General features: G+C 65.0%; 22 protein-coding genes. 7 read left to right on the top strand and 15 right to left on the bottom strand.

The window, feature by feature from the left end; all coding sequences use genetic code 11:
- The first annotated feature begins 28 nt into the window (after nucleotides 1-28).
- From hutH to mdoH, 7 genes are all read left to right on the top strand, one after another.
- On the top strand, nucleotides 29-1552 hold the full coding sequence (gene hutH / locus SFA35_RS24060; protein ID WP_320573439.1) for a histidine ammonia-lyase: 1524 nt from the start codon (nucleotides 29-31) through the stop codon (nucleotides 1550-1552).
- 17 nt (nucleotides 1553-1569) lie between these two features.
- Entirely contained in the window at nucleotides 1570-2772 is a 1203-nt protein-coding gene (gene hutI, locus SFA35_RS24055) for an imidazolonepropionase (protein ID WP_320573437.1), read from the top strand.
- Nucleotides 2773-2781: 9 nt separating this feature from the next.
- On the top strand, nucleotides 2782-3582 hold the full coding sequence (hutG, locus tag SFA35_RS24050; RefSeq protein ID WP_320573435.1) for an N-formylglutamate deformylase: 801 nt from the start codon (nucleotides 2782-2784) through the stop codon (nucleotides 3580-3582).
- A gap of 101 nt (nucleotides 3583-3683) precedes the next feature.
- On the top strand, nucleotides 3684-4655 hold the full coding sequence (gene pip / locus SFA35_RS24045; RefSeq protein WP_320573433.1) for a prolyl aminopeptidase: 972 nt from the start codon (nucleotides 3684-3686) through the stop codon (nucleotides 4653-4655).
- Entirely contained in the window at nucleotides 4652-5089 is a 438-nt protein-coding gene (gene dtd / locus SFA35_RS24040; RefSeq protein ID WP_320573432.1) for a D-aminoacyl-tRNA deacylase, read from the top strand. The genes pip and dtd overlap by 4 nt, the downstream gene beginning before the upstream one ends.
- A 290-nt stretch (nucleotides 5090-5379) precedes the next feature.
- Nucleotides 5380-7119: a glucan biosynthesis protein G gene (locus SFA35_RS24035; protein WP_320573429.1), complete on the top strand. Its 1740-nt coding sequence runs from the start codon at nucleotides 5380-5382 to the stop codon at nucleotides 7117-7119.
- Nucleotides 7112-9700: a glucans biosynthesis glucosyltransferase MdoH gene (gene mdoH / locus SFA35_RS24030; RefSeq protein WP_320573427.1), complete on the top strand. Its 2589-nt coding sequence runs from the start codon at nucleotides 7112-7114 to the stop codon at nucleotides 9698-9700. Before SFA35_RS24035 ends, mdoH begins: the two co-directional genes overlap by 8 nt.
- 67 nt (nucleotides 9701-9767) lie before the next feature.
- Here the strand turns inward: mdoH and SFA35_RS24025 are convergent, their stop codons facing one another.
- From SFA35_RS24025 to SFA35_RS23955, 15 genes are all read right to left on the bottom strand, one after another.
- A complete protein-coding gene (locus SFA35_RS24025; RefSeq protein ID WP_320573425.1) occupies nucleotides 9768-11297 on the bottom strand; it encodes a methyl-accepting chemotaxis protein in 1530 nt (509 codons plus the stop codon).
- Nucleotides 11298-11375: 78 nt separating this feature from the next.
- Entirely contained in the window at nucleotides 11376-12086 is a 711-nt protein-coding gene (locus SFA35_RS24020) for a 16S rRNA (uracil(1498)-N(3))-methyltransferase (RefSeq protein ID WP_320573423.1), read from the bottom strand.
- Nucleotides 12083-12868, bottom strand: coding sequence for a twin-arginine translocase subunit TatC (tatC, locus tag SFA35_RS24015; protein WP_320573421.1), 786 nt, complete (start codon nucleotides 12866-12868; stop codon nucleotides 12083-12085). Before tatC ends, SFA35_RS24020 begins: the two co-directional genes overlap by 4 nt.
- Nucleotides 12865-13326 carry a Sec-independent protein translocase protein TatB gene (gene tatB, locus SFA35_RS24010; protein WP_320573419.1) on the bottom strand — a complete coding sequence of 154 codons (462 nt, stop codon included), beginning with the start codon at nucleotides 13324-13326 and terminating at the stop codon, nucleotides 12865-12867. The genes tatC and tatB overlap by 4 nt, the downstream gene beginning before the upstream one ends.
- Before the next feature lie 3 nt (nucleotides 13327-13329).
- A complete protein-coding gene (locus SFA35_RS24005; RefSeq protein WP_320573417.1) occupies nucleotides 13330-13605 on the bottom strand; it encodes a twin-arginine translocase TatA/TatE family subunit in 276 nt (91 codons plus the stop codon).
- 24 nt (nucleotides 13606-13629) lie between these two features.
- Nucleotides 13630-13965, bottom strand: coding sequence for a phosphoribosyl-ATP diphosphatase (locus tag SFA35_RS24000; RefSeq protein WP_320573414.1), 336 nt, complete (start codon nucleotides 13963-13965; stop codon nucleotides 13630-13632).
- Nucleotides 13958-14359: a phosphoribosyl-AMP cyclohydrolase gene (hisI, locus tag SFA35_RS23995; protein ID WP_320573412.1), complete on the bottom strand. Its 402-nt coding sequence runs from the start codon at nucleotides 14357-14359 to the stop codon at nucleotides 13958-13960. The genes SFA35_RS24000 and hisI overlap by 8 nt, the downstream gene beginning before the upstream one ends.
- Before the next feature lie 51 nt (nucleotides 14360-14410).
- A complete protein-coding gene (ubiB, locus tag SFA35_RS23990; protein WP_320573409.1) occupies nucleotides 14411-16018 on the bottom strand; it encodes a ubiquinone biosynthesis regulatory protein kinase UbiB in 1608 nt (535 codons plus the stop codon).
- Nucleotides 16015-16638 carry an SCP2 domain-containing protein gene (locus SFA35_RS23985; protein WP_320573407.1) on the bottom strand — a complete coding sequence of 208 codons (624 nt, stop codon included), beginning with the start codon at nucleotides 16636-16638 and terminating at the stop codon, nucleotides 16015-16017. The genes ubiB and SFA35_RS23985 overlap by 4 nt, the downstream gene beginning before the upstream one ends.
- The gene (ubiE, locus tag SFA35_RS23980; protein WP_320573405.1) at nucleotides 16638-17408 is read right to left on the bottom strand and encodes a bifunctional demethylmenaquinone methyltransferase/2-methoxy-6-polyprenyl-1,4-benzoquinol methylase UbiE; all 771 of its coding nucleotides are present in this window, start codon (nucleotides 17406-17408) and stop codon (nucleotides 16638-16640) included. Before ubiE ends, SFA35_RS23985 begins: the two co-directional genes overlap by 1 nt.
- Nucleotides 17409-17501: 93 nt before the next feature.
- A complete protein-coding gene (gene cptA / locus SFA35_RS23975) occupies nucleotides 17502-19208 on the bottom strand; it encodes a phosphoethanolamine transferase CptA (protein ID WP_320573403.1) in 1707 nt (568 codons plus the stop codon).
- A 118-nt stretch (nucleotides 19209-19326) separates the two neighbouring features.
- Nucleotides 19327-19704: a DUF971 domain-containing protein gene (locus SFA35_RS23970; protein WP_320573401.1), complete on the bottom strand. Its 378-nt coding sequence runs from the start codon at nucleotides 19702-19704 to the stop codon at nucleotides 19327-19329.
- A 93-nt stretch (nucleotides 19705-19797) separates the two neighbouring features.
- On the bottom strand, nucleotides 19798-21132 hold the full coding sequence (hslU, locus tag SFA35_RS23965) for an ATP-dependent protease ATPase subunit HslU (protein ID WP_320573399.1): 1335 nt from the start codon (nucleotides 21130-21132) through the stop codon (nucleotides 19798-19800).
- 58 nt (nucleotides 21133-21190) lie between these two features.
- A complete protein-coding gene (gene hslV / locus SFA35_RS23960) occupies nucleotides 21191-21721 on the bottom strand; it encodes an ATP-dependent protease subunit HslV (protein ID WP_320573397.1) in 531 nt (176 codons plus the stop codon).
- Nucleotides 21722-21913: 192 nt separating this feature from the next.
- Entirely contained in the window at nucleotides 21914-22606 is a 693-nt protein-coding gene (locus SFA35_RS23955) for an SPOR domain-containing protein (RefSeq protein WP_320573395.1), read from the bottom strand.

Below are 22606 nucleotides of genomic sequence, written 5' to 3'. Positions count from 1 at the left end.
CCACTGCGGGCCAAAGAGGTAGGCAGACATGGTGTTCGTGCAGAACGTGGTGATCGGCGAGTCGCCGTTGCGCTGGCAGGACGTGGTGGCCGTGGCCCGGCATGGCGCCGTGCTTGAGCTGTCGCCGCAGGCCTGGGCGCGCATCGACAACGCCCAGGCGATCGTCCAGCGCATCGTCGTCAGCGGCGAGCGCGCCTATGGCGTCAACACCGGGCTGGGTGCGCTGTGCAACGTCTCGCTGCAGGACGAGCAGCTCAGCCAGCTGTCGCGCAACACCCTGCTCAGCCATGCCTGCGGGGTCGGCAAGCCGCTGACCGACGAACAGACCCGGGCGATCATCTGCGCGGCCGTGGTCAACTTCAGCCAGGGCAAATCCGGCCTGCACCGCCGCGTGGTCGAAGCCCTGCTGGCCTTCCTCAACCTGGGCATCACCCCGCAGGTGCCGTCGCAGGGCTCGGTGGGTTACCTGACGCACATGGCGCACATCGGTGTGGGCCTGCTCGGGGTCGGTATGGTCAGCTACCGCGGCCAGGTGGTGCCGGCCAGCCAGGCGCTGGCCGAGGCGCACCTGCAGCCGCTGCAGGTCGGCGCCAAGGACGGCCTCTGCCTGGTCAACGGTACGCCCTGCATGACCGGCCTCAGCTGCCTGGCCCTGGACGACGCGCAGCGCCTCAGCCAATGGGCCGACGTGATCGGCGCCATGAGCTTCGAGGCCCTGCGCGGGCAGATCGACGCCTTCGACCCGCAGATCATCGCGCTCAAGCCCCACCCGGGCATGCAGCGGGTCGGCGAGAACCTGCGTGCGCTGCTGGCCGGCAGTGAAGTGATCGACAGCAGCCGCGGCATTCGCACCCAGGACGCCTTGAGCATCCGCTCGATACCCCAGGTGCATGGCGCGGCGCGTGATCAACTGGCCCACGCCGCGCGGCAGATCGAGACCGAGCTCAACTCGGCCACCGACAACCCGCTGCTGCTGGGCACCCCGGAGGATTACCGGGTGGTCTCCCAGGCCAACCCGCACGGCCAGTCGGTGGCGTTCGCCGCCGACCTGCTGGCGATCGCCGTGGCCGAGATCGGCGCCATCGCCGAGCGGCGCCTGGACCGCCTGATCAACCCGCAGGTCAGCGGCCTGCCGGCCTTCCTGGTCAGCCAGCCGGGGGTCAATTCGGGGATGATGATCGTGCAGTACGTGGCCGCTGCCTTGTGTGCAGAGAACCGCCAGCTGGCGCAGCCGGCGGTGGTCGACAACTACGTCACCTCGGGTCTGCAGGAAGACCACCTGAGCATGGGCACCAACGCTTCGCTGAAGCTGCACCGGGCGCTGGAGAACTGCACGCAGATCCTCGCCATCGAGTACCTGCTGGCCGCCCAGGCGTTCGAATTTCTCAAGGTGCAGGGCTTTGGCGTCGGTACCACGGCGGCCTGGCAGCTGATGCGCCTGCACGTGCCACCTTACGACCAGGACCGCTGGCTGGCGCCGGATATCGCCACCAGTGCGGCGATCTTGAAAGATGCGGCATTGTTGTCGCGTACGTTCCCCAATTTGCTCTGATCGAGGGAGGCTGTTCAATGAAAACCCTATGGCACAACTGCCACGCCGCGAGCATGGTCGGCGGCCGTTACTCGATCATCGAGAACGCCGCGATCCTCACCGACGGCCCTCTGATCGAGTGGATCGGCGCGGCGCACGCCGCACCGCCTGCCGATGCCACGCAAGTCGACCTCGGCGGTGCCTGGGTCACGCCCGGGCTGATCGACTGCCACACCCACACGGTGTTCGGCGGCAACCGCAGTGGCGAGTTCGAGCAGCGCCTGCAAGGCGTCAGCTACGCCGAGATCGCCGCCGCCGGTGGCGGTATCGCCAGCACCGTGCGCGCCACCCGCGCAGCCACTGCCGATGAGCTGTTCGCCAGTGCCCGGCGCCGGCTGGTCAGCCTGCTGCGCGACGGCGTGACCACGGTGGAGATGAAGTCCGGCTACGGCCTGGACCTGGCCAACGAACGCAAACTGCTCCAGGTCATCCGCCGCCTCGGTGAGGAGTTGCCAGTGACCGTGCGCGCCACCTGCCTGGCGGCCCACGCGCTGCCGCCGGAATATGCCGGCCAGGCCGACGCCTACATCGACCACATCTGCACGCAGATGCTGCCGGCGCTGGCCGAGGAAGGGTTGGTGGATGCGGTGGACGCCTTCTGCGAATACCTGGCGTTTTCCCCGGAGCAGGTCGAGCGCCTGTTCAAGGTGGCGCAGGGCCTGGACCTGCCGGTGAAACTGCATGCCGAGCAATTGTCCTCGCTGCACGGTTCCACGCTGGCGGCGCGTTACCACGCGCTGTCCGCCGATCACCTGGAATTCATGACCGAGGACGACGCCCAGGCCATGGCCGCCGCTGGCACCGTTGCCGTGCTGCTGCCGGGCGCGTTCTACTTCCTGCGCGAGACCCAGCTGCCGCCCATGGAGGCCCTGCGCAAGCACGGCGTGCAGATCGCCATCGCCAGCGACCTCAACCCCGGCACCTCGCCGGCCTTGTCGCTGCGGCTGATGATGAACATGGCCTGCACGCTGTTTCGCATGACTCCGGAAGAGGCCTTGGCCGGCGTCACCCTGCACGCGGCCACGGCGCTGGGCATGCAGGCCAGCCACGGTTCGCTGGAGGCCGGCAAGCATGCCGACTTCGTCGCCTGGGACATCGACCGGCCCGCCGACCTCGCCTACTGGCTGGGCGGTGAGTTGAACAAGCGCGTGGTTCGCCACGGCGCCCTCGTCAGTATTTAAGGAGACCGCATGGACAACGTTCTGAGCTTCACCCAAGGGCGCATCCCGTTGCTGATCAGCATCCCCCACGCCGGCCTGGAGCTGACTGCGGCGGTGGAAGCCGGTCTGGTCGACGAAGCGCTGGGCCTGCCGGATACCGACTGGCACATTCCCCTGCTGTACGCCTTCGCCCGGGACATGGGCGCCAGCGTGCTGGCCGGGCACTACTCGCGTTTCGTCATCGACCTGAACCGTCCTGCCGACGACAAGCCGCTGTACGCCGGCGCCACCACCGGACTCTATCCCGCCACCCTGTTCGACGGCGTGCCGTTGTTCAAGCCGGGCCTGGAACCGTCCAGCGAGGAGCGCGCGCGCTACCTGGGCAATGTCTGGACGCCTTACCACGAGCAACTGCGCAGCGAGCTCGAGCGCCTGCGCGCCGAGCACGGCTATGCATTGTTGTGGGATGCCCATTCGATTCGCTCGGTGGTGCCGCACCTGTTCGAAGGCCAGCTGCCGGACTTCAACCTGGGCACTTTCAACGGCGCCAGCTGCGACCCGGAGGTGGCTTCGCGCCTGGAAGCCGTGTGCACCGCCGCCGAGGGCTACAGCCACGTGCTCAACGGGCGCTTCAAGGGCGGCCACATCACCCGCCACTACGGCGACCCGGCGCGTGACATCCATGCCGTGCAGCTGGAGTTGGCGCAGTGCCGGTATATGGAAGAGTTCGAGCCCTTCAACTATCGCGAAGATCTGGCCGAGCCGACCCAGCGGGTCATTCGGCAGATGCTGGAGGCATTTGTCGGTTGGGGTAAGGAGCGTTACGCCTGACCATTGGACATCCACATGATTAACAGGGGGAATGCGCCAAACCTGTATTCAGGTTTATGATGGCTCCAGCCAAGATTTGGACCATTCCTACGGAGCGCGTGATGCAGACCTTGTACCCGCAGATCAAACCCTACGCCCGGCACGATCTGGCCGTAGAGGCGCCGCATGTGCTGTACGTCGACGAGAGCGGGTCCCCGGAAGGGTTGCCGGTGGTGTTCATTCACGGTGGCCCTGGAGCGGGTTGCGACGCTCAGAGCCGGCGCTATTTCGACCCTAATCTGTATCGAATTATTACCTTCGACCAGCGTGGCTGCGGTCGCTCCACGCCCCATGCCAGCCTGGAGAACAACACCACCTGGCACCTGGTGGCCGACCTCGAACGCATCCGCGAGCATCTGGGCATCGAGAAATGGGTGCTGTTCGGCGGCTCCTGGGGTTCGACCCTGTCGCTGGCCTACGCCCAGGCCCACCCCGAGCGCGTGCATGGCCTGATCCTGCGCGGCATCTTCCTGTGCCGCCCGCAGGAAATCGAATGGTTCTACCAGGCCGGCGCCAGCCGCCTGTTCCCTGACTACTGGCAGGATTACCTGGCGCCGATCCCGGCCGATGAGCGCGATGACCTGCTCAGCGCCTTCCACAAGCGCCTGACCGGCCCTGACCAGATCGCCCAGATGCACGCGGCCAAGGCCTGGTCCACCTGGGAGGGCCGCACCGCAACGTTGCGCCCCAACCCGCTGGTGGTCGACCGTTTCAGCGAGCCGCAGCGCGCCCTGTCGATCGCCCGCATCGAATGCCATTACTTCGTCAACAATGCCTTCCTCGAGCCCGACCAGCTGATTCGCGACATGCCACGCATCGCCCACCTGCCAGCGGTGATCGTGCACGGCCGCTACGACGTCATCTGCCCGCTGGACAACGCCTGGGAATTGCACCAGAACTGGCCCAACAGCGAACTGCAGGTGATTCGCGACGCCGGCCACGCGGCCTCCGAGCCGGGCATCACCGACGCGCTGGTGCGCGCCGCCGACCAGATGGCGCGCCGCCTGCTCGACCTGCCTCTGGAGGAGGCATGAAGGCGCTGCTGCAACGTGTCAGTCAGGCGAAGGTCGAGGTAGCAGGGGAACAGATCGGCGCCATCGAGCAGGGCTTGCTGGTGCTGGTGGCAGTCGAGCCGCAGGACACCCAGGAGAGCGCCGACAAGTTGCTGCGGCGCCTGCTCGACTACCGCGTATTCGGCGATGCCGCCGGCAAGATGAACCTCTCGCTCAAGGATGTCTGCGGGGGCCTGCTGCTGGTTTCGCAGTTCACCCTGGCCGCCGACACCCGCAGCGGCCTGCGCCCGAGCTTTTCCACGGCGGCGCCGCCGGCCCTCGGCGAGCAGATGTTCAGCTACCTGGTGGAACGGGCCCGCTTGTTGCACGAAACAGTTGCGACGGGCCGCTTCGGCGACGACATGCAGGTCAGTCTGACCAACGATGGCCCGGTGACGTTTCTCCTGCAGGTCTAGGTGGCGACTGTGCAACGGTCGAAATCCGGCAATTGCAGGAAAAACAGCCTGTTTGTAGCATAAATACTTCACTGTCCCTGATGCGTTGTTACGCGGCCTGCTAGATAATCGCGCGCTACGGAAATCAGCGTTCTTTGACCTGCGTTTTGTACAAAAATTGTCCACCCAGAGCCTGCTCGGACCACGTCAGGGGAATCATTGAGCCCTTTCGCAGTCCGAACAATGCTCGCCAACCCGGCAAACGATAGCTGGCCGTTGGTTTTTTGATCTGTTTTCGGCGAGGGTTGCTCGTGATTGTTAGTCCCTGTAATGCACCAAGGAAGACCGCTGGACGGTTGCGTAGCGCACTGTTGGCAAGTTCTGCATTGTTCTGCCTGTTCGGCGCCAGTCAGCTTTGGGCGTTTGACCTGGACGATGTAGCGGCGCGCGCCAAAGAGCTCGCCGGGCAGAAGTTCGAAGCTCCGAAAAGCAACCTGCCCAAGGAGTTCCGCGACATGAAGTTCGCGGACTATCAGAAGATCCATTTCCGCGCCGACAAGGCCGAATGGGCTGACGACAAGACCCCGTTCAAGCTTTCGTTCTATCACCAGGGCATGCACTTCGACACGCCGGTGAAAATCAACGAAGTCACCGCCAACAACGTCGAGGAAATCAAGTACGACCCGGCGCGGTTCGATTTCGGCGACCTGCAGTTCGACCCCAAGAGTACCGAGCAACTGGGCTACGCGGGTTTTCGCGTGCTCTACCCGATCAACAAGGGTGACAAGCAGGACGAGATCATGACCCTGCTGGGCGCGAGCTACTTCCGCGTCATCGGCAAGAACCAGGTCTACGGCCTGTCGGCCCGTGGCCTGGCGATCGACACCGCCTTGCCGTCGGGCGAAGAATTCCCGCGGTTCCGCGAATTCTGGATCGAGCGTCCGGGCCCGGACGACAAGCAGCTGGTGATCTACGCGCTGCTCGATTCGCCGCGCTCCACCGGTGCCTACAAGATGATCCTGCGCCCGGGCAGCGATGCCGTGGTGGACGTCAGCTCCAAAGTATTCCTGCGTGACCACGTCAGCCGCCTGGGCATCGCCCCGCTGACCAGCATGTTCCTGTTCGGCTCCAACCAGCCGTCCAAGGTGCTCAACTACCGTCACGAGCTGCACGACTCCACTGGCCTGTCGATCCACGCCGGCAATGACGAGTGGATCTGGCGGCCGCTGAACAACCCCAAACACCTCGCCGTCAGCAACTTCACCGTGGAAAACCCGAAAGGTTTCGGCCTGCTGCAGCGCGGCCGCGACTTCGACCGCTACGAAGACCTCGACGACCGCTACGACAAGCGCCCGAGCGCCTGGGTCGAGCCGCGCGGCGACTGGGGCAAGGGCACCGTCGACCTGGTGGAAATCCCCACTGCCGACGAAACCAACGACAACATCGTGGCCTTCTGGAACCCTGAAAAGATGCCGGAGCCGGGCGAAGCCCTGGAGCACAACTACCGCATCCACTTCACCATGGACGAAGCGGCCCTGCACAGCCAGGACAGCGGCTGGGTCAAGCAGACCCTGCGTTCCACCGGTGACGTCAAGCAATCCAACCTGATCCGTCAACCGGACGGCAGCGTGGCCTTCCTGATCGACTTCGAAGGTCCGTCCCTGGCCAAGCTGCCCGAGGACACCGACGTGCGCAGCCAGGTCAGCACCGGCGACAACGCCGATCTCGTGGAAAATACCCTGCGCTACAATCCAGAGACCAAGGGCTGGCGCCTGACCCTGCGGGTCAAGGTCAAGGACAGCAAGCAGGCCGTGGAAATGCGCGCCGCACTGGTGCGCGACGTCACCGAGCCGGCCAAGCCCGCCGAGCCTGTGAAGGAAGCCAAGGCCGAGACCGCCAAGGTCAAGGCACCGGTCAAGCATGACAAGCCCGATGCCCAAGCCACGGTGACCGAGCCTGCACCGGCTGCAGCCCCGGCACCGGCCGAACCGGTCACGACCCAGCAGGTCCTGACTGAAACCTGGAGCTACCAGTTGCCTTCCGATGAGTGACTTTCAAGCACAACCGGCTCAGCCTGAATCGCTGAGCGAGTACCTGGCCCACCTGCCGCTCAGCGATGAGCAGCGGGCGGAGCTGGCCTCGTGCACCTCGTTCGCCGAGCTGCACCAGCGCCTGGCCCTGGAGCCTTCCTCTGGCGCCGGCGGCGTGCAGGCTTCGGTGGGGCGGCGCCTGACGCTGTCCAGCGCCGAGGAGCTGCGCGAAGCCGAGATGCTTACGGTGGATGCCAGCGGCCGCGTGCGGCTGAAGATCACCCCGCCCATCAACCGCACCAAGGTCGTGCCCGAGCCCTGGCACACCAACATGCTGGTGCGCGGCTGGCGGGCCCTGACCGGCAAGCGCCAGACCCCCGAGCCGACCAGCGACAAGCGCGACCTGCCCAAGGCGCGCTGGCGCTGGGTCGGTTCGATGCGCCGTTACATCCTGCTGGTGCTGATGCTCGGCCAGACCATCGTCGCCGGCTGGTACATGAAAGGCATCATGCCGTACCAGGGTTGGGGCATGGTCGACTTCGACGAAGTCGTCCAGCAGCCGATCCTGCAGACCGCCACCCAGGTGCTGCCGTACTTCCTGCAGACCAGCATCCTGATTCTCTTCGGGATTCTGTTCTGCTGGGTTTCGGCGGGTTTCTGGACCGCTCTGATGGGTTTTCTCGAACTGCTCACCGGCCACGACAAGTACCGCATCTCCGGGGCCAGCGCCGGCAACGAGCCGATCGAGGCGGGGGCGCGCACCGCACTGGTTATGCCGATCTGCAACGAAGACGTGCCGCGCGTGTTCGCCGGCCTGCGGGCGACCTTCGAGTCGGTCAAGGCCACCGGTGACCTCGACAAATTCGACTTCTTCGTGCTCAGCGACACCAACGACCCCGACATCGCCGTGGCCGAGCAACAGGCCTGGCTGCAGGTGTGCAAGGAGGCTGGTGGTTTCGGCCACATCCACTACCGCCGTCGGCGTCGCCGGGTCAAGCGCAAGAGCGGCAACCTCGACGACTTCTGCCGTCGCTGGGGCGGCGATTACCGCTACATGGTGGTCCTCGACGCCGACAGCGTGATGAGCGGTGAATGCCTGACCGGCCTGGTGCGCCTGATGGAAGCCACGCCAGACGCCGGCATCATCCAGACTGCGCCGAAAGCGTCGGGCATGGACACTCTGTATGCGCGCATGCAGCAGTTCGCCACCCGCGTGTACGGCCCGCTGTTCACCGCCGGCCTGCACTTCTGGCAGCTGGGCGAATCGCACTACTGGGGCCATAACGCGATCATTCGCATGAAGCCGTTCATCGAGCACTGCGCCCTGGCGCCGTTGCCGGGCAAAGGGGCCTTCGCCGGCGCCATTCTGTCCCACGACTTCGTCGAAGCGGCGCTGATGCGCCGGGCCGGCTGGGGCGTTTGGATTGCCTACGACCTGCCGGGCAGCTATGAAGAACTGCCGCCCAACCTGCTCGACGAGCTCAAGCGCGACCGTCGCTGGTGCCACGGCAACCTGATGAACTTCCGCCTGTTCCTGGTCAAGGGCATGCACCCGGTGCACCGTGCGGTGTTCCTGACCGGGGTCATGAGCTACCTGTCGGCGCCGTTGTGGTTCTTCTTCCTGGTGTTGTCGACGGCGTTGCTGGCGGTCAATACCTTGATGGAGCCGACCTACTTCCTGGAACCCCGGCAGTTGTACCCGTTGTGGCCGCAGTGGCACCCGGACAAGGCGGTGGCGCTGTTCTCCACCACCATCGTGCTGCTGTTCCTGCCCAAGTTGCTGAGCATCATCCTGATCTGGGCCAAGGGCGCGAAACAGTATGGCGGTGTGGTCAAGGTGACCCTGTCCATGCTCATGGAGATGCTGTTCTCCATGCTGTTGGCACCGGTGCGCATGCTGTTCCACACCCGCTTCGTGCTGGCCGCGTTCCTTGGCTGGGCCGCGACCTGGAACTCGCCGCAGCGCGACGACGACTCCACGCCGTGGTCCGAGGCGGTCAAGCGTCACGGTTCGCAGACCCTGCTGGGGGCGGCCTGGGCCGCGCTGGTGATCTGGCTGAACCCCAGCTTCCTGTGGTGGCTGACGCCGATCGTGGGCTCCTTGATGCTGTCGATTCCGGTGTCGGTGATTTCCAGCCGCACCAACCTGGGTGTGGCCGCGCGCGACGAGAAGCTGTTCCTGATTCCCGAGGAATACGACACGCCGCAGGAGTTGATCTCCACCGACCTGTACACCCACGAGAACCGCTGGCATTCGCTGAAGGATGGCTTCGTTCGCGCTGTGGTCGACCCGCAGCAGAACGCGCTGGCCTATGGCATGGCAACCGCCCGCCACGGTCTGGCGACGCCGGTCGAACACATGCGTGAAGTGCGCGTGGCCAAGGCCTTGGCCGAGGGGCCGGAGAAGCTCGACAACGGCACCCGCCTGCACCTGCTCAGCGACCCGGTGGCGCTGTCGCGCCTGCATGACCAGGTCTGGAGCAGCCAGAACGCGTCGTGGCTGGGCGCCTGGCGCCAGTCGATCGCGGCCGATCCCCATGCGCCGCTGCTGCCCTTGCAGCCGGTGGTGCTGGGCTCTGCCACGCCTCTGCAGAGCGCCTGAGGCTTGAGTCGGCCTTGCGGCCTCCCACATCGACCGTGGGAGGCCGCAAGGCCGGTGTGCTTTTCGACTAGACCCTGAATTTCCCTACCAAACCCTGCAGATGTACCCCCAACCTCGCCAATTCGGCGCTCGAGGCGGCGGTCTCTTCGCTGGCGGCCGAGGTCTGGTCGGAGATATCGCGCACGTTGATCACGCTGCGGTTGATCTCGTCGGCCGTGGCGCTCTGCTCTTCGGCAGCAGCGGCGATCTGCTGGTTCATCGACTGAATGGTCGACACCGTGCGGGTGATGCTTTCCAGCGCGGTGCCGGCCTTGCGCGTCAACTCCACCGAGCTGTCGGTCAGTGAGCGGCTGTTGTCCATGGCGCTGGCGACCTGCTGGGTGCCGGTGTGCAGGGCGCTGATCAATTCCTCGATCTCTTCGGTGGACTTCTGGGTGCGCTGGGCCAAGCTGCGCACTTCGTCGGCGACCACGGCAAAGCCGCGCCCGGCCTCACCCGCGCGCGCCGCCTCGATGGCGGCGTTGAGCGCCAACAGGTTGGTCTGCTGGGCCACCGACTTGATCACGTCGAGCACCCCGCCGATCTTGTCACTTTCGCGCTTGAGCTCATTCATGGCCTGAGTGGAGTGCTCCACCTCGCTGGCCAGGCGTTCGATCTGCGCCACTGCCTGGCCGACCACGCGATCGCCGTCCCGGGCCTGGCGGTCGGCCGCGCTGGCGGCCTCGGAGGCCTCTTCGGCATTGCGCGCCACCTCCTGCACCGTGGCGTTCATCTGGTGCATGGCAGTGGCCACCAGGTCCGTCTCGCTCTTTTGCGCGTTGACCCCGGCGCTGGTCTGCTCGGTGACCGCCGACAACTGCTCGGCCGCACTGGCGATTTGCGTGACGCCGTCGCGGATGCCACCCACCAGTTCGCGCAGGCCCAGGGTCATGCGTTGCATACTTTGCTGCAGGCGGCCCAACTCGTCACGGCGGTTGACCGCGAGGTCCTGGCTGAGGTCGCCTTCGGCCACGCGCTCGACCACGCGGATGGTGTCACGCAACGGCCCGACGATCTGCCGGGTGATCACCCAGGCAGCGCCGATGCCCACCAGCAGCGCCAGCACGGCGGCGCCGGCGATGGTGGTCCTGGCGCTCAGGGCGTCGGCATCGCGGCGGCGGTTCTGCGCGTCGGTGAGGGTGCGGCTGATGTCCAGCAATTGCCCGCCCAGCTGACTCATGTGGGTCAGGTCACGGGCGGCGAAGGCGGTGCGGTAGTCGGCCACGGCGGTGTTGGCCAGGTCCAGGTTATGGATATCTTCGGCGACCACCATGCGTCCGCGCGCATCGTCTATTGCGAGCTTCAAGGCATCGAGCGCGGCGCGCACCTTGTCGGCGTCTTCGCTCTTGCCGCTGGCCTGGTAATCCAGGCGATTGATGCGCAGGTCGCGGGCGCCATCGGCAATCAATGACACCGATACGATCTTGTCACCGCGGTCGAGCAGGCTGCTGAGCGCGTGCCATGCCGTGAATGTGATGAGCAACGTCAGCAACAGCACCAGCCCGAAACCGGTGCCCAGTTTACGATTGACGCTGATATTCCCTAGAAAACCACCCATGAATTGCTCCCTGCTTGCGGCTTGAATTGAGTCGTGCGCCTCTTGATCGGCAGACGTGCGTCAAACTCAAGCGTAGCTTCAGAACAGCCGGGCGAGCAGGGCAGTGACAGCGGTCTCCACGCGCAGGATGCGATCGCCCAGTTGCACCGGCTGCAGGCCGGCCTTGGCGAGCATTTCCACCTCGTAGGGAATCCAGCCGCCCTCGGGGCCGATGGCCAGGGTGACTGCGCCCGGCAGGGGGCCGCGGGGGCAGGGCGGGTGGTCCCCGGGGTGGCCGAGCAGGCCCAGGGTGCCGGCGCTGATGGCGGGCAGGCGGTCCTCGGCAAAAGGCTTGAGACGCTTTTCGATGAGCACTTCGGGCAACACGCTGTCACGCGCCTGCTCCAGGCCCAGGATGAGGTTTTCGCGAATGCTCTGGGGCTGCAGGAACGGGGTCTGCCAGAAACTTTTCTCGACCCGGTAGCTGTTGACCAGAATCAGCCGCGGCACACCCATGGTGGCGATGGTCTGGAACACCCGCCGCAGCATCTTCGGCCGCGGCAGGGCCAGCACCAGGGTCAGCGGCAGCTTGGCCGGCGGCGCTTGCGTGAGGTCCACCGAGAGCTCGGCTTCACGTGGCTCGAGGCGCAGCACCTGGGCGCTGCCGAGCAGGCCGTCGATGCGCCCGACGCGCAGGGTATCGCCTACGGCGACGCCCTGCACTTCCTGCATATGCTTGAGACGCCGGTCGCTCAGCACCACGCGGTCAGGCGCGACGAAGTCGGCCTCTTCGAGCAGCAGCAGGTTCATGGGCGGGTAGCGGGCGGGCGGTCCTGCTGCTCTTGTTCAGGGTCTTCGTCGCTGCGCTTGCGGATCATGCCGCCAGCCAGCACGCCGATTTCGAACAGCAGCCACATCGGCACGGCCAGCAGGGTCTGCGAGAAGATATCCGGTGGGGTCAGGATCATGCCCACCACGAAGCAGCCGATGACCACGTACGGGCGGATCTTGCGCAGGTACTTGACGTCGACCACGCCGATCCAAATCAGCAGCACCACCGCCACCGGGATCTCGAACGCCACGCCGAAGGCGAAGAACAGCGTCATGACGAAATCCAGGTAGCTGGCGATGTCGGTGGCCATGGTCACGCCTTCGGGCGTGGCATGGGCGAAGAACTTGAACACTAGCGGGAACACCACGAAGTAGGCGAAGGCCATGCCGAGGTAGAACAGCAGGATGCTGGAGACCAGCAGCGGTACAGCCACGCGCTTCTCGTGCTTGTACAGGCCCGGAGCGATGAAGCCCCAGACCTGGTGCAGGATCATCGGGATGGCGAGGAACAGCGAGACCATCATGGTCAGCTTGAACGGCGTCAGGAACGGCGAGGCGACGTCGGTGGCAATCATCGTCGCGCCTGGCGGCAGGTATTCACGCAGCGGCGCCGAGACCAGGGTGTAGATCTGCTGGGCGAAGGAGAACAGGCAGGCAAACACCACGAAGACCACGACGACGCAGCGCAGCAGGCGGGTTCGCAGTTCGGTCAGGTGCGACACCAGCGGCATCGGCTGGTCTTGTTCCGGGATATCGCTCATGGGGCTCGCGGCGGCTGTACTGGATCGTTGGCGGAGGGCGCAGGGGTGACCGGGGTGATATGCGCCGGGGCGGCCACCGGTTCGGCCGGCTGGGCTGGCGTTGCCGGTGTTGCAGCGGCGTGCGGCGTATCGATCGGCATCGAGACGGTGGCCACGGGCGCGGGCACGTCGGGCGCCGGGGCCGCTTCAGGCTGCTGGGAAGGCGGCGTGTACTGCGGATTGAGGATTTTGCGCGCTTCCTGCTCCAGTGATTGCATGTGCTCGTTATGCAACTGGCGACGGATCTCGTCGGCGCCGATCTCGCGTTCGACCTCCGACTTGATGGCGTTGAAGCTGCGCTTCAAGCGGCCCACCCACAACCCTGCGGTACGCGCCGCGCCGGGCAGCCGCTCGGGGCCGAGCACCAACAAGGCGACCAGCCCGACGAGCACCAATTCACTGAAGCTGATACCGAACATTGATCAGTCTTTCCTGATGGGCTCTTCGACCTTGTGGTGCTGGCCGTCGATGGTGTGGGGTTCGCTGACCGGGCGCGGCTCGTTGATCGGCGAGGTGGCCTGCGGGTGCACCGGTTGTACCGGCGGCTCGGCAGGCTTGTCGTCATCGTTCATGGCCTTGCGAAAGCCCTTGATCGACTCGCCGACATCGGTGCCGAGGTTCTTCAGCTTCTTGGTGCCGAAAATCAGCACCACGACCACCAGAATGACGATCCAGTGTTTCCAGTCAAAAATACCCATGCTGCAACTCCTTCTCGAAACTACTTATTCAGATGGCTGGCGCGAGGCTTTCTCGATGTGTCCGGACAGCCCGAAGCGCCGGTCGAGTTCGTCCAGCACCGCCTGCGGGTGTTGCCCCAGCGCAGCCAGCATGACCATGCTATGAAACCACAGGTCGGCGGTTTCGTAGATGACATCGCTGCAATCTCCGCTGACGGCGGCGTCCTTGGCGGCGATGATGGTTTCTACCGACTCCTCGCCAACCTTCTCCAGAATCTTGTTCAGGCCCTTGTGATACAGGCTGGCGACGTAGGACGAGTCGGCAGCCGCGCCCTTGCGCTCTTCGAGCACCTGGGCCAGGCGGGTCAGGGTGTCACTCATGGCTGTGCCCCGCTTGGTAGATGGCGTGAGGGTCTTTGAGCACCGGGTCGACGGTTTGCCACGCGCCGTTCTGGTACACCCGGTAAAAGCAGCTCTGGCGCCCTGTATGACAGGCAATCTCGCCCACTTGTTCGACTTGCAGCACGACCACGTCGGCGTCGCAGTCCAGGCGCAGCTCATGCAGATGCTGCACGTGCCCGGACTCTTCGCCCTTGCGCCACAGGCGGCCGCGCGAGCGCGACCAGTAGATAGCGCGGTTCTCGGCCACGGTGAGACCCAGCGCCTCGCGGTTCATCCAGGCCATCATCAGGATGCGCCCGGTCTTGTGGTCCTGGGCGATGGCCGGTACCAGGCCGTCGCTGTCCCATTTGATCTCGTCCAGCCAGTCTTTCATCTTCGACTCCGACTACAGAACGACTAGTGTGCCAGTCTCGTCAAGCACTGGCTATTGGCGCACGACCAGATAGACCCCGGCGGCCAGCATCAACCAGGCCGGCCAGGCCTCGATGGCGTCCAGCGCCACGGCGTGGCTGGCCAGTACCGCGCCACCGGCGAGCAGGCCGCAGCCCAGCAGGCGCAGGATCTGCCGGTCGCGCGGCTGGTACCAAGGCGGGGTCGGGTTGCGTTTGTCGGGCTGCGACAGTTGTTCGAGCAGGTCGCGGGTCATGCCGGCCACGTGAGGGATCTGCTCGATCTGCGCCTGCAGGTTGCGCAACAGGGATTTGGGGCTGACCCGCTCGCGCATCCAGCGTTCGAGGAACGGCTGGGCGGTGCTCCACAGGTCGAGGTCGGGGTACAGCTGGCGGCCCAGGCCTTCGATGTTGAGCAGGGTCTTTTGCAGCAGCACCAGCTGCGGCTGGACTTCCATGTTAAAGCGCCGCGCGGTCTGGAACAGGCGCATCAGCACCTGGCCGAAGGAGATGTCCTTGAGCGGCTTCTCGAAGATCGGCTCGCACACGGTGCGGATCGCCGCCTCGAACTCGTTGAGCTTGGTCTCGGCCGGCACCCAGCCCGAATCGATGTGCAGCTGCGCCACGCGGCGATAGTCGCGCTTGAAGAAGGCGAACAGGTTGCGTGCCAGGTAGTCCTGGTCCTGGGGCGTCAGGCTGCCGACGATGCCGCAGTCGATGGCGATGTACTTGGGGCTCCACGGCGCCACGGTGCTGACGAAGATGTTGCCCGGGTGCATGTCGGCGTGGAAGAAGCTGTCGCGAAACACCTGGGTGAAGAAGATCTCGACGCCGCGCTCGGCCAAGAGCTTCATGTCGGTGCGCTGGTCGGCGAGGGTGGCCAGGTCGGTCACCTGGATGCCGTAGATGCGTTCCATCACCAGCACTTTCGGCCGGCACCAGTCCCAGTACACCTGGGGCACGTAGAGCAGGTCGGAGTCTTCGAAGTTGCGCCGCAACTGGCTGGAATTGGCCGCCTCGCGCAGCAGGTCGAGTTCGTCGTAGATGGTCTTCTCGTAGTCGAGCACCACGTCCACCGGGTGCAGCAGGCGCGCGTCGGCCGACAGCCGCTCGGCCTGGCGGGCGAGCATGAACAGCCAGGCCAGGTCCTGGCTGATGATCGGCCGCAGGCCCGGGCGGATCACCTTGACCACCACCTCTTCGCCGGTTTTCAGCTGCGCCGAGTGCACCTGCGCGACCGAGGCCGAGGCCAGCGGCTCGACGTCGAAGCGGCTGAACACGTCGGTGATCTTTGCCCCGAGTTGCTCCTCGATCAACTGCATGGCTTTTTGCGGGTCGAACGGCGGCACGCGGTCCTGCAGCAGCATCAGCTCGTCGGCGATGTCCTCGGGCAGCAGGTCGCGGCGGGTCGAAAGAATCTGCCCGAATTTGATGAAGATCGGCCCCAGGTCCTGCAATGCCAGGCGCAGACGCGCGCCCCGGCTGAGCTCTTTGGCGCTGCGCGGCAGCCAGCGCCAGGGCATGGCGAAGCGCAGCACCATCAGCCACCAGGGCAGCGGCAGGGCGAACATCAGGTCATCGAGACGGTAGCGAATCACGACGCGCTGGATGCGCAACAAACGGCGAACGGCAAGCAGCTTCATTCATTATCGCTGGAGTGATGGGAGCGCTGGAGGCGCTCGATGCGGGCCTCCAGGCGATCCAGGTCGATTTTAAGCCGGTCCAGCTCGGCGAAACGGGCCTGGGCCTCGTGTTCGCCCACCAGAGTGCGGGTTTCTTCGGCCAGGTAATCGGCCAGGTTGTGGCCAACGCTGTGCAGGCCCTGGCGGGCCCAGCCGGCGCGGCTGCGCAGATGGCCGCTGAGCAGGCTGGTGGCCACCGGGCCGATCCAGCGCTGCACTTCGTATTCCCAGTCCAGATCCAGGTCCTGGAGCACGGCCACCAGGTCCAGCAGCACGGCGCTGTTGCCGCTCAGGTCGACCTGCGGGCTGTGCAGCACGGCGGTCTTGTCCTTGCTCAGGGCCAGCTGCGCCAGGCTCGCCGCCGGGGCGCGCAGGGTGCAGTCGACCTCGCCGGCCCAATGCCGGGCCAGCATCAGGCCCTGCGGGCCGGGCAGCACGAACAATTGCAGGGCCGGCTTCTGGCAGTCGATCTCGATGACCTTGCCATGCAGGTGCCCCAGGCGCGGCAGCGCGGTGCTGTCCAGGCGCAGCACGCGGTTGAGGCTGTGCTCGGCGCCGGCGATCAGGCCGTCGAGGAGCATCAGGGTTTGATGCCGCGGTGCAGGGCGACGATACCGCTGGTCATGTTGTGGTACGTGACGCGGTCGAAGCCGGCCTGCAGCATCATGGCCTTGAGGGTTTCCTGGTCGGGGTGCATGCGGATCGATTCGGCCAGGTAGCGGTAGCTCTCGGCGTCATTGGTGATCAGCTTGCCCATCAGCGGCATGAAGGCGAACGAGTAGGCGTCGTAGGCCTTGGACATCAGCTTGTTGGTCGGCTTGGAGAATTCCAGCACCAGCAGCCGGCCACCGGGCTTGAGCACGCGCAGCATCGAAGCAATGGCGGCGTCCTTGTGGGTGACGTTGCGCAGGCCGAAGGCGATGGTCACGCAGTCGAAATGGTTGTCCGGGAACGGCAGCTTTTCGGCGTCGGCCTGGACGAACTCGACGTTGCCAGCCACTCCCAGGTCGAGCAGGCGGTCGCGGCCGACCTTGAGCATGGAGTCGTTGATATCGGCCAGCACCACCTGGCCGGTCGGGCCGACCAGTTGGGAGAATTTGCGGGTCAGGTCGCCAGTACCGCCGGCGATGTCCAGCACCCGGTTGCCGACGCGCACGCCGGACAGCTCGATGGCGAAGCGTTTCCACAACCGATGCATGCCGCCGGAGAGCAGGTCGTTCATCAGGTCGTACTTGGCCGCAACCGAGTGAAACACTTCGGCGACCTTCTCCGCCTTCTGGCTTTCGGCCACGGTCTTGTAGCCGAAGTGAGTGGTGGGTTCGGTGTCGCTGGCCTTGCGCTGATCGTTCATTTCGCTAGTCACCGGGGAAAATTACTGGCCATTCTAATCGGCCCCGCCCGCTTTGTCTTGGCAAGCGCTGTGTGGCGCCTGTCGCGATGCGCTCTACTTGGCCAATTGGTCGAAGTCATTCAGCGATTTGGGGTTGTACGGGTCGCCGATCCAGCGTGTATGCGGCACGAAGTACGGGCTGACCAGGCTCTTGGACACATCGTGCTCGTCGAAGGTCAGGCCAGCCATGTCCGACCAGGTGTGGATCAGGCTCGAGGTACTGTACGGACGCTTCAGGTAGCTGGCGAAATTCCAGTCGTGGCTGGCCTTCCACTTCGGCGAAGCCCAGGCGATGAACGGGATGGTGTACATCGGCGCGGTCGGCCGGCCTTCGTTGCGCCCCAGGTTTTTGTGATCGCCGGAGTTGTAGACGTCTTCGCCGTGGTCCGAGAGGTACAGCAGGAAGCCATTGGGGTCGGTGGCGGCGTACTGCTTGATGATGCTCGACACCACGAAGTCGTTGTACAGCACGGCATTGTCGTAGCTGTTGTAGGTGGCCAGCTGCTCGTCGTCGAGGCCCGGGGGGGTGTTTTCGCGCCCGGTGAACTTGGCGAATTCAGGCGGGTAGCGGTAGTCGTAGTTGACGTGGGTGCCCAGCAGGTGGATGACGATCAGCTTGCGCGGCGCCGGGTCTGCCAGCACCTTGGCAAAGGGCTCCAGCACGTCGCCATCGTACTGCGCAGCGTTCTGGTTGCGGTTGTTGTTGAGGTACACCTGCTCGTCGGCCTGTTGAGAGAAGGTGGTGAGCATGGTGTTGCGCTTGGTCAGGGTCTGCTGGTTGGTGATCCACCAGCTTTTGTAGCCAGCCTGCTTCATCACGTCGACGATCGACGGGGTTTTCAGGAACAGGTCCGGATGCTGCTCGTCGGCGAAGGTCAGCACCTGCTGCAGCGACTCGATGGTGTAGGGCCGCGGGCTGACCACGTTGTCGAACACGCTGAGCTGGTCGCGCATCTGGTCCAGGTTCGGGTTGGTGTTGCGCGGGTAGCCGTAGAGGCTCATGTGGCCACGGTTGGTCGACTCGCCGATGATCAGCACCAGGGTTGCCGGCAGGCCGGCAGTGGCGTCCTTGAGGTTGTTCAGCGGCGGCACCTTGGCGTTGGCCTCGAGCATGGCCTGCATGCCGTCCAGCTGCTCGCGATAACTCTGGTAGCCGATCACCAGCTGCCAGGGCACGGCGGGTTCGATGCGGTCCTGGAACTTCTGCAGGCCGTCGGCGAAATCGCCGGCGCGGTCCACCTGCTTGTACAGCGGCATGGCCACGAACAACAGCAGCAAGGCCAGGCTGACAGCGGTCGCCTTGGGCGCCGACAGGTACACAGGCCGTACCCGGGTCCAGAGCAGCACGGCGCCCAGGGTGTAGAGCAGGAAGGCCGGCACCATCCACCAGGCGAAATACTGGCTGAGGTATTCGCCGGCTTCGGCGTTGTTGGACTCGAACAGCACGAAGATGACGCTCTGGGAAAATTCCTGCTGGTAGATCAGGAAATAGCCAAAGCTGAGCAGCGAGCAGAGGAACAGAATGATGCCCAGGACGCCGGCGATCAGCCGGGTGCGCGCGGGAAACAGCAGCACCGGGATCAGCCACAGCGTGCTCAGCAGCAAGGCTTCGCGAAAACCTTCGAAACCGCTGGTGCCGCTGAGCTGGATCAGGGTCTGGGTGACGCCGGAAAAGTACCAGAAGAACACGAACAGCCAGATCAGGCCTTTCCAGTCGAAACGGCGCCGGCTCGCGGCGGGGGTCGGGGAGGTGGTGGACATCGGAGTTCCAAATACGGCCGGCTCTGGCGCGCTTTGCGGCGCATTGAGTGGCCTGGACTAAAAACGGTGACGAACCGTAGCCCTCCGAATGTGATTTTTTTGTCAAAAAAACGGCAAATTAAAGCATCAGCCGGATCACGGCTTCATTGGGGTCGCGGGATTTGCCGGCCGCTTTGAGTTCGTCGAGATAGTCCTGCCACAACGTCTCCTGGCGTACTGCCAGCTGATACAGGTACTCCCAAGTGAACAGGCCGCTGTCGTGGCCGTCGTCGAAGGTCAGTTTGAGGGCATATTGCCCGGCAGGCTCGATCTTGCTCAGGCCGACGCCCAGCTTGCCGAACTGCAGGATGGGCTTGCCGTGGCCCTGCACCTCGGCCGAGGGCGAATGAACCCGCAGGAACTCGGCGGGCAGGCTGTAGTGCTCGCCCGGGCCGTAGGTCAGGCCGAGGGTTTTCGAGGCCTTGTGCAGGTTGATGGCGGTGGGGATGGGAGGCATGGACAGTCCGTGGCGGCAGCGCTGCAGGACCGGGCTTGCTCGGGAGCCTGAGTAATTCGTTCCCGAGCGAGCTTGGTCCTGCAGATTGGGTTATTACAGGATATATCTGGACAGGTCTTCGTTCTGCGCCAGTTCACCCAGGTGGCTGTTCACGTAGTCGGCATCGATGCGAATCGGTGCGGCGCCCTCGGCGCTGGCCAGGTCGCCGGCGCTGAACGACACCTCTTCGAGCAGGCGCTCGAGCAGGGTGTGCAGGCGACGGGCACCGATGTTCTCGGTCTTCTCGTTGACCTGCCAGGCGATCTCGGCCAGGCGCTTGATGCCTTCGGGCAGGAACTCGATGTGCAGGCCTTCGGTTTTCAGCAGCTCGCGGTATTGCTCGGTCAGCGAGGCATGCGGCTCGCTGAGGATGCGCTCGAAATCCTGCGGGCTGAGGGCCTTGAGTTCGACGCGGATCGGCAGGCGGCCCTGCAGCTCGGGCACCAGGTCGCTGGGCTTGCTCAGGTGGAAGGCGCCGGAGGCGATGAACAGGATGTGGTCGGTCTTGACCATGCCCAGCTTGGTGTTCACCGTGCAGCCTTCGATCAGCGGCAGCAGGTCGCGCTGCACACCCTCGCGGGAGACATCGGCGCCGCCGACGTTGCCGCGCTTGGCCACCTTGTCGATTTCGTCGATGAACACGATGCCGTGCTGCTCGACCGCTTCCAGGGCCTTGGCCTTGAGCTCTTCCTCGTTGACTAGGCGGCCGGCCTCTTCGTCACGCACCAGCTTGAGCGCTTCCTTGACCTTGAGCTTGCGGCTCTTGCGCTTGCCCTTGCCCATGTTGGCGAACAGGCTCTGCAACTGGTTGGTCATCTCTTCCATGCCCGGCGGCGCGGAAATGTCGACGCCGACCTGATCGGCCACCTCGATCTCGATTTCCTTGTCATCCAGCTGGCCTTCGCGCAGACGCTTGCGGAACAGCTGGCGGGTGTTGGTATCGCTGGTGCTGGCCTCTTCGGCGAAGCTGGTGCGCGCCGGCGGCAGCAGGGCATCGAGGATGCGCTCTTCGGCGGCGTCGTCGGCGCGGTGGCCGACCTTGACCATTTCCTGCTCGCGCAGCAGCTTGATCGCGGCATCGGCCAGGTCACGAATGATCGACTCGACATCGCGGCCGACGTAGCCGACCTCGGTGAATTTGGTCGCCTCCACCTTGATGAACGGCGCATTGGCCAGCTTGGCCAGGCGACGGGCGATCTCGGTCTTGCCGACGCCGGTCGGGCCGATCATGAGGATGTTCTTGGGTGTCACCTCGACGCGCAGCTCTTCGGGCAGCTGCATGCGCCGCCAGCGATTGCGCAGGGCAATGGCGACGGCGCGCTTGGCATCGTCCTGGCCGATGATGTGGCGGTCGAGTTCGTGGACGATTTCGCGGGGGGTCATGGGCATGGTATGTGGCGGCCTCTAGCGGGTGATGAGTGCGCGTGAACGAAAAATGCGCAGCCGATCACTGGGCTAGGTCCTGCTCCTCGATAGTGAAGTTGTGGTTGGTGAACACGCAGATGTCACCGGCGATACCCAGTGCGGTCTCGGTGATTTCCCGGGCCGAGAGTTCGGTCTTGAGCAGCAGGGCCCGAGCTGCGGCCTGGGCGAAGGCGCCACCGGAGCCCATGGCGATCAGGCCGTCTTCCGGCTCGACCACGTCGCCGTTGCCGGTGATGATCAGCGAGGCATCCTTGTTGGCGACCGCCAGCATGGCTTCCAGGCGGCTCAGCGAGCGATCGGTACGCCATTCCTTGGCCAGCTCGACGGCGGCGCGAATCAGGTGGCCCTGGTGTTTTTCCAGCTGCCCTTCGAAGCGCTCGAACAGCGTGAAGGCGTCGGCGGTGGCGCCGGCGAAACCGGCGATCACCTGGCCGTGGTAAAGGCGCCGGACTTTCTTGGCGTTGCCTTTCATCACGGTATTACCGAGGGAAACCTGGCCGTCGCCGCCCATGACGACTTTGCCGTGGCGGCGTACTGAAACGATGGTGGTCAAGGGGGAGTCTCCACGCAGCGGGGCGAAAATGCCCTGATGGAAACTGATATGGGGATGGGGGAGGGGATTTCAAGCGGGTGGGGGCGCACAGCTTGGGCCGGGATCACACTGTGGTAGGGGGGCAAAGCCCCGAGCTGTTGATCTTCACCCACATCAAGAGCTCGGGGGCTTTGCCCCCTCCCACTCGGCTGATCACTGCCGCGTCTGGCGCTGTTGCAACAAAAGGTTACTAAAACCACTGCCAGCCAGCTGCTTCTGAGCGGTGGTCAGTTGTTCGCGGTTGCTGAACGGTCCGACCAATACCCGGTACCAGGTCTCGTCCTTCACGGTGCCGGACTCCACCGACACCGCCTGGCCCAGCAGGATGATCTGCGCACGCACCTTGTCGGCATCGCTCTGCTTGCGGAACGAGCCGGCCTGCAGGAAGTACTGGGTGGTCGCGGCCGGCTTGACCACCGGTGGCGCCGGCGGTGGCGTCTGCCCGCTCAGAGCGGTCAGGGCGCGATTGGTGTCGATCTTCGCCGCCTGCGCCGGAGTCACCGGGGTCTGCGGTTGCGCCGGCACCGGCGGGGTCTTCTCCGGCACGGCGTCGGGCGGCACGATGACCTCGGACTCCGGCAGCAAGGTATAGAAGTCGTACTTGGGCTTGACCGGTGCCTGCGGGCTGGGCGGGGTCTTGTTGGCCTCGGCGATGCGCTCGGCCTTGATCTCGGCCTTGGTGCGCTTGACTTCGTCGTGGCCGGGTTCCAGCTTGGTCAGGAACACCACGAAGGCGCCGACCGTGAGGCCGATCGCCATCCATATCCAGCCCGGGATCGGCTTTTTCGCGGGTGCGGTATTGCGGCTGGCGCCACGCTTGGGAGCAGGTTTTTTCTTGGCGACCAA

Source organism: Pseudomonas sp. HR96 (assembly GCF_034059295.1).
Lineage (GTDB): Bacteria > Pseudomonadota > Gammaproteobacteria > Pseudomonadales > Pseudomonadaceae > Aquipseudomonas.
Note: the sequence above shows the minus strand (reverse complement) of the source record. Positions and strands in the feature narration are given on the sequence as shown.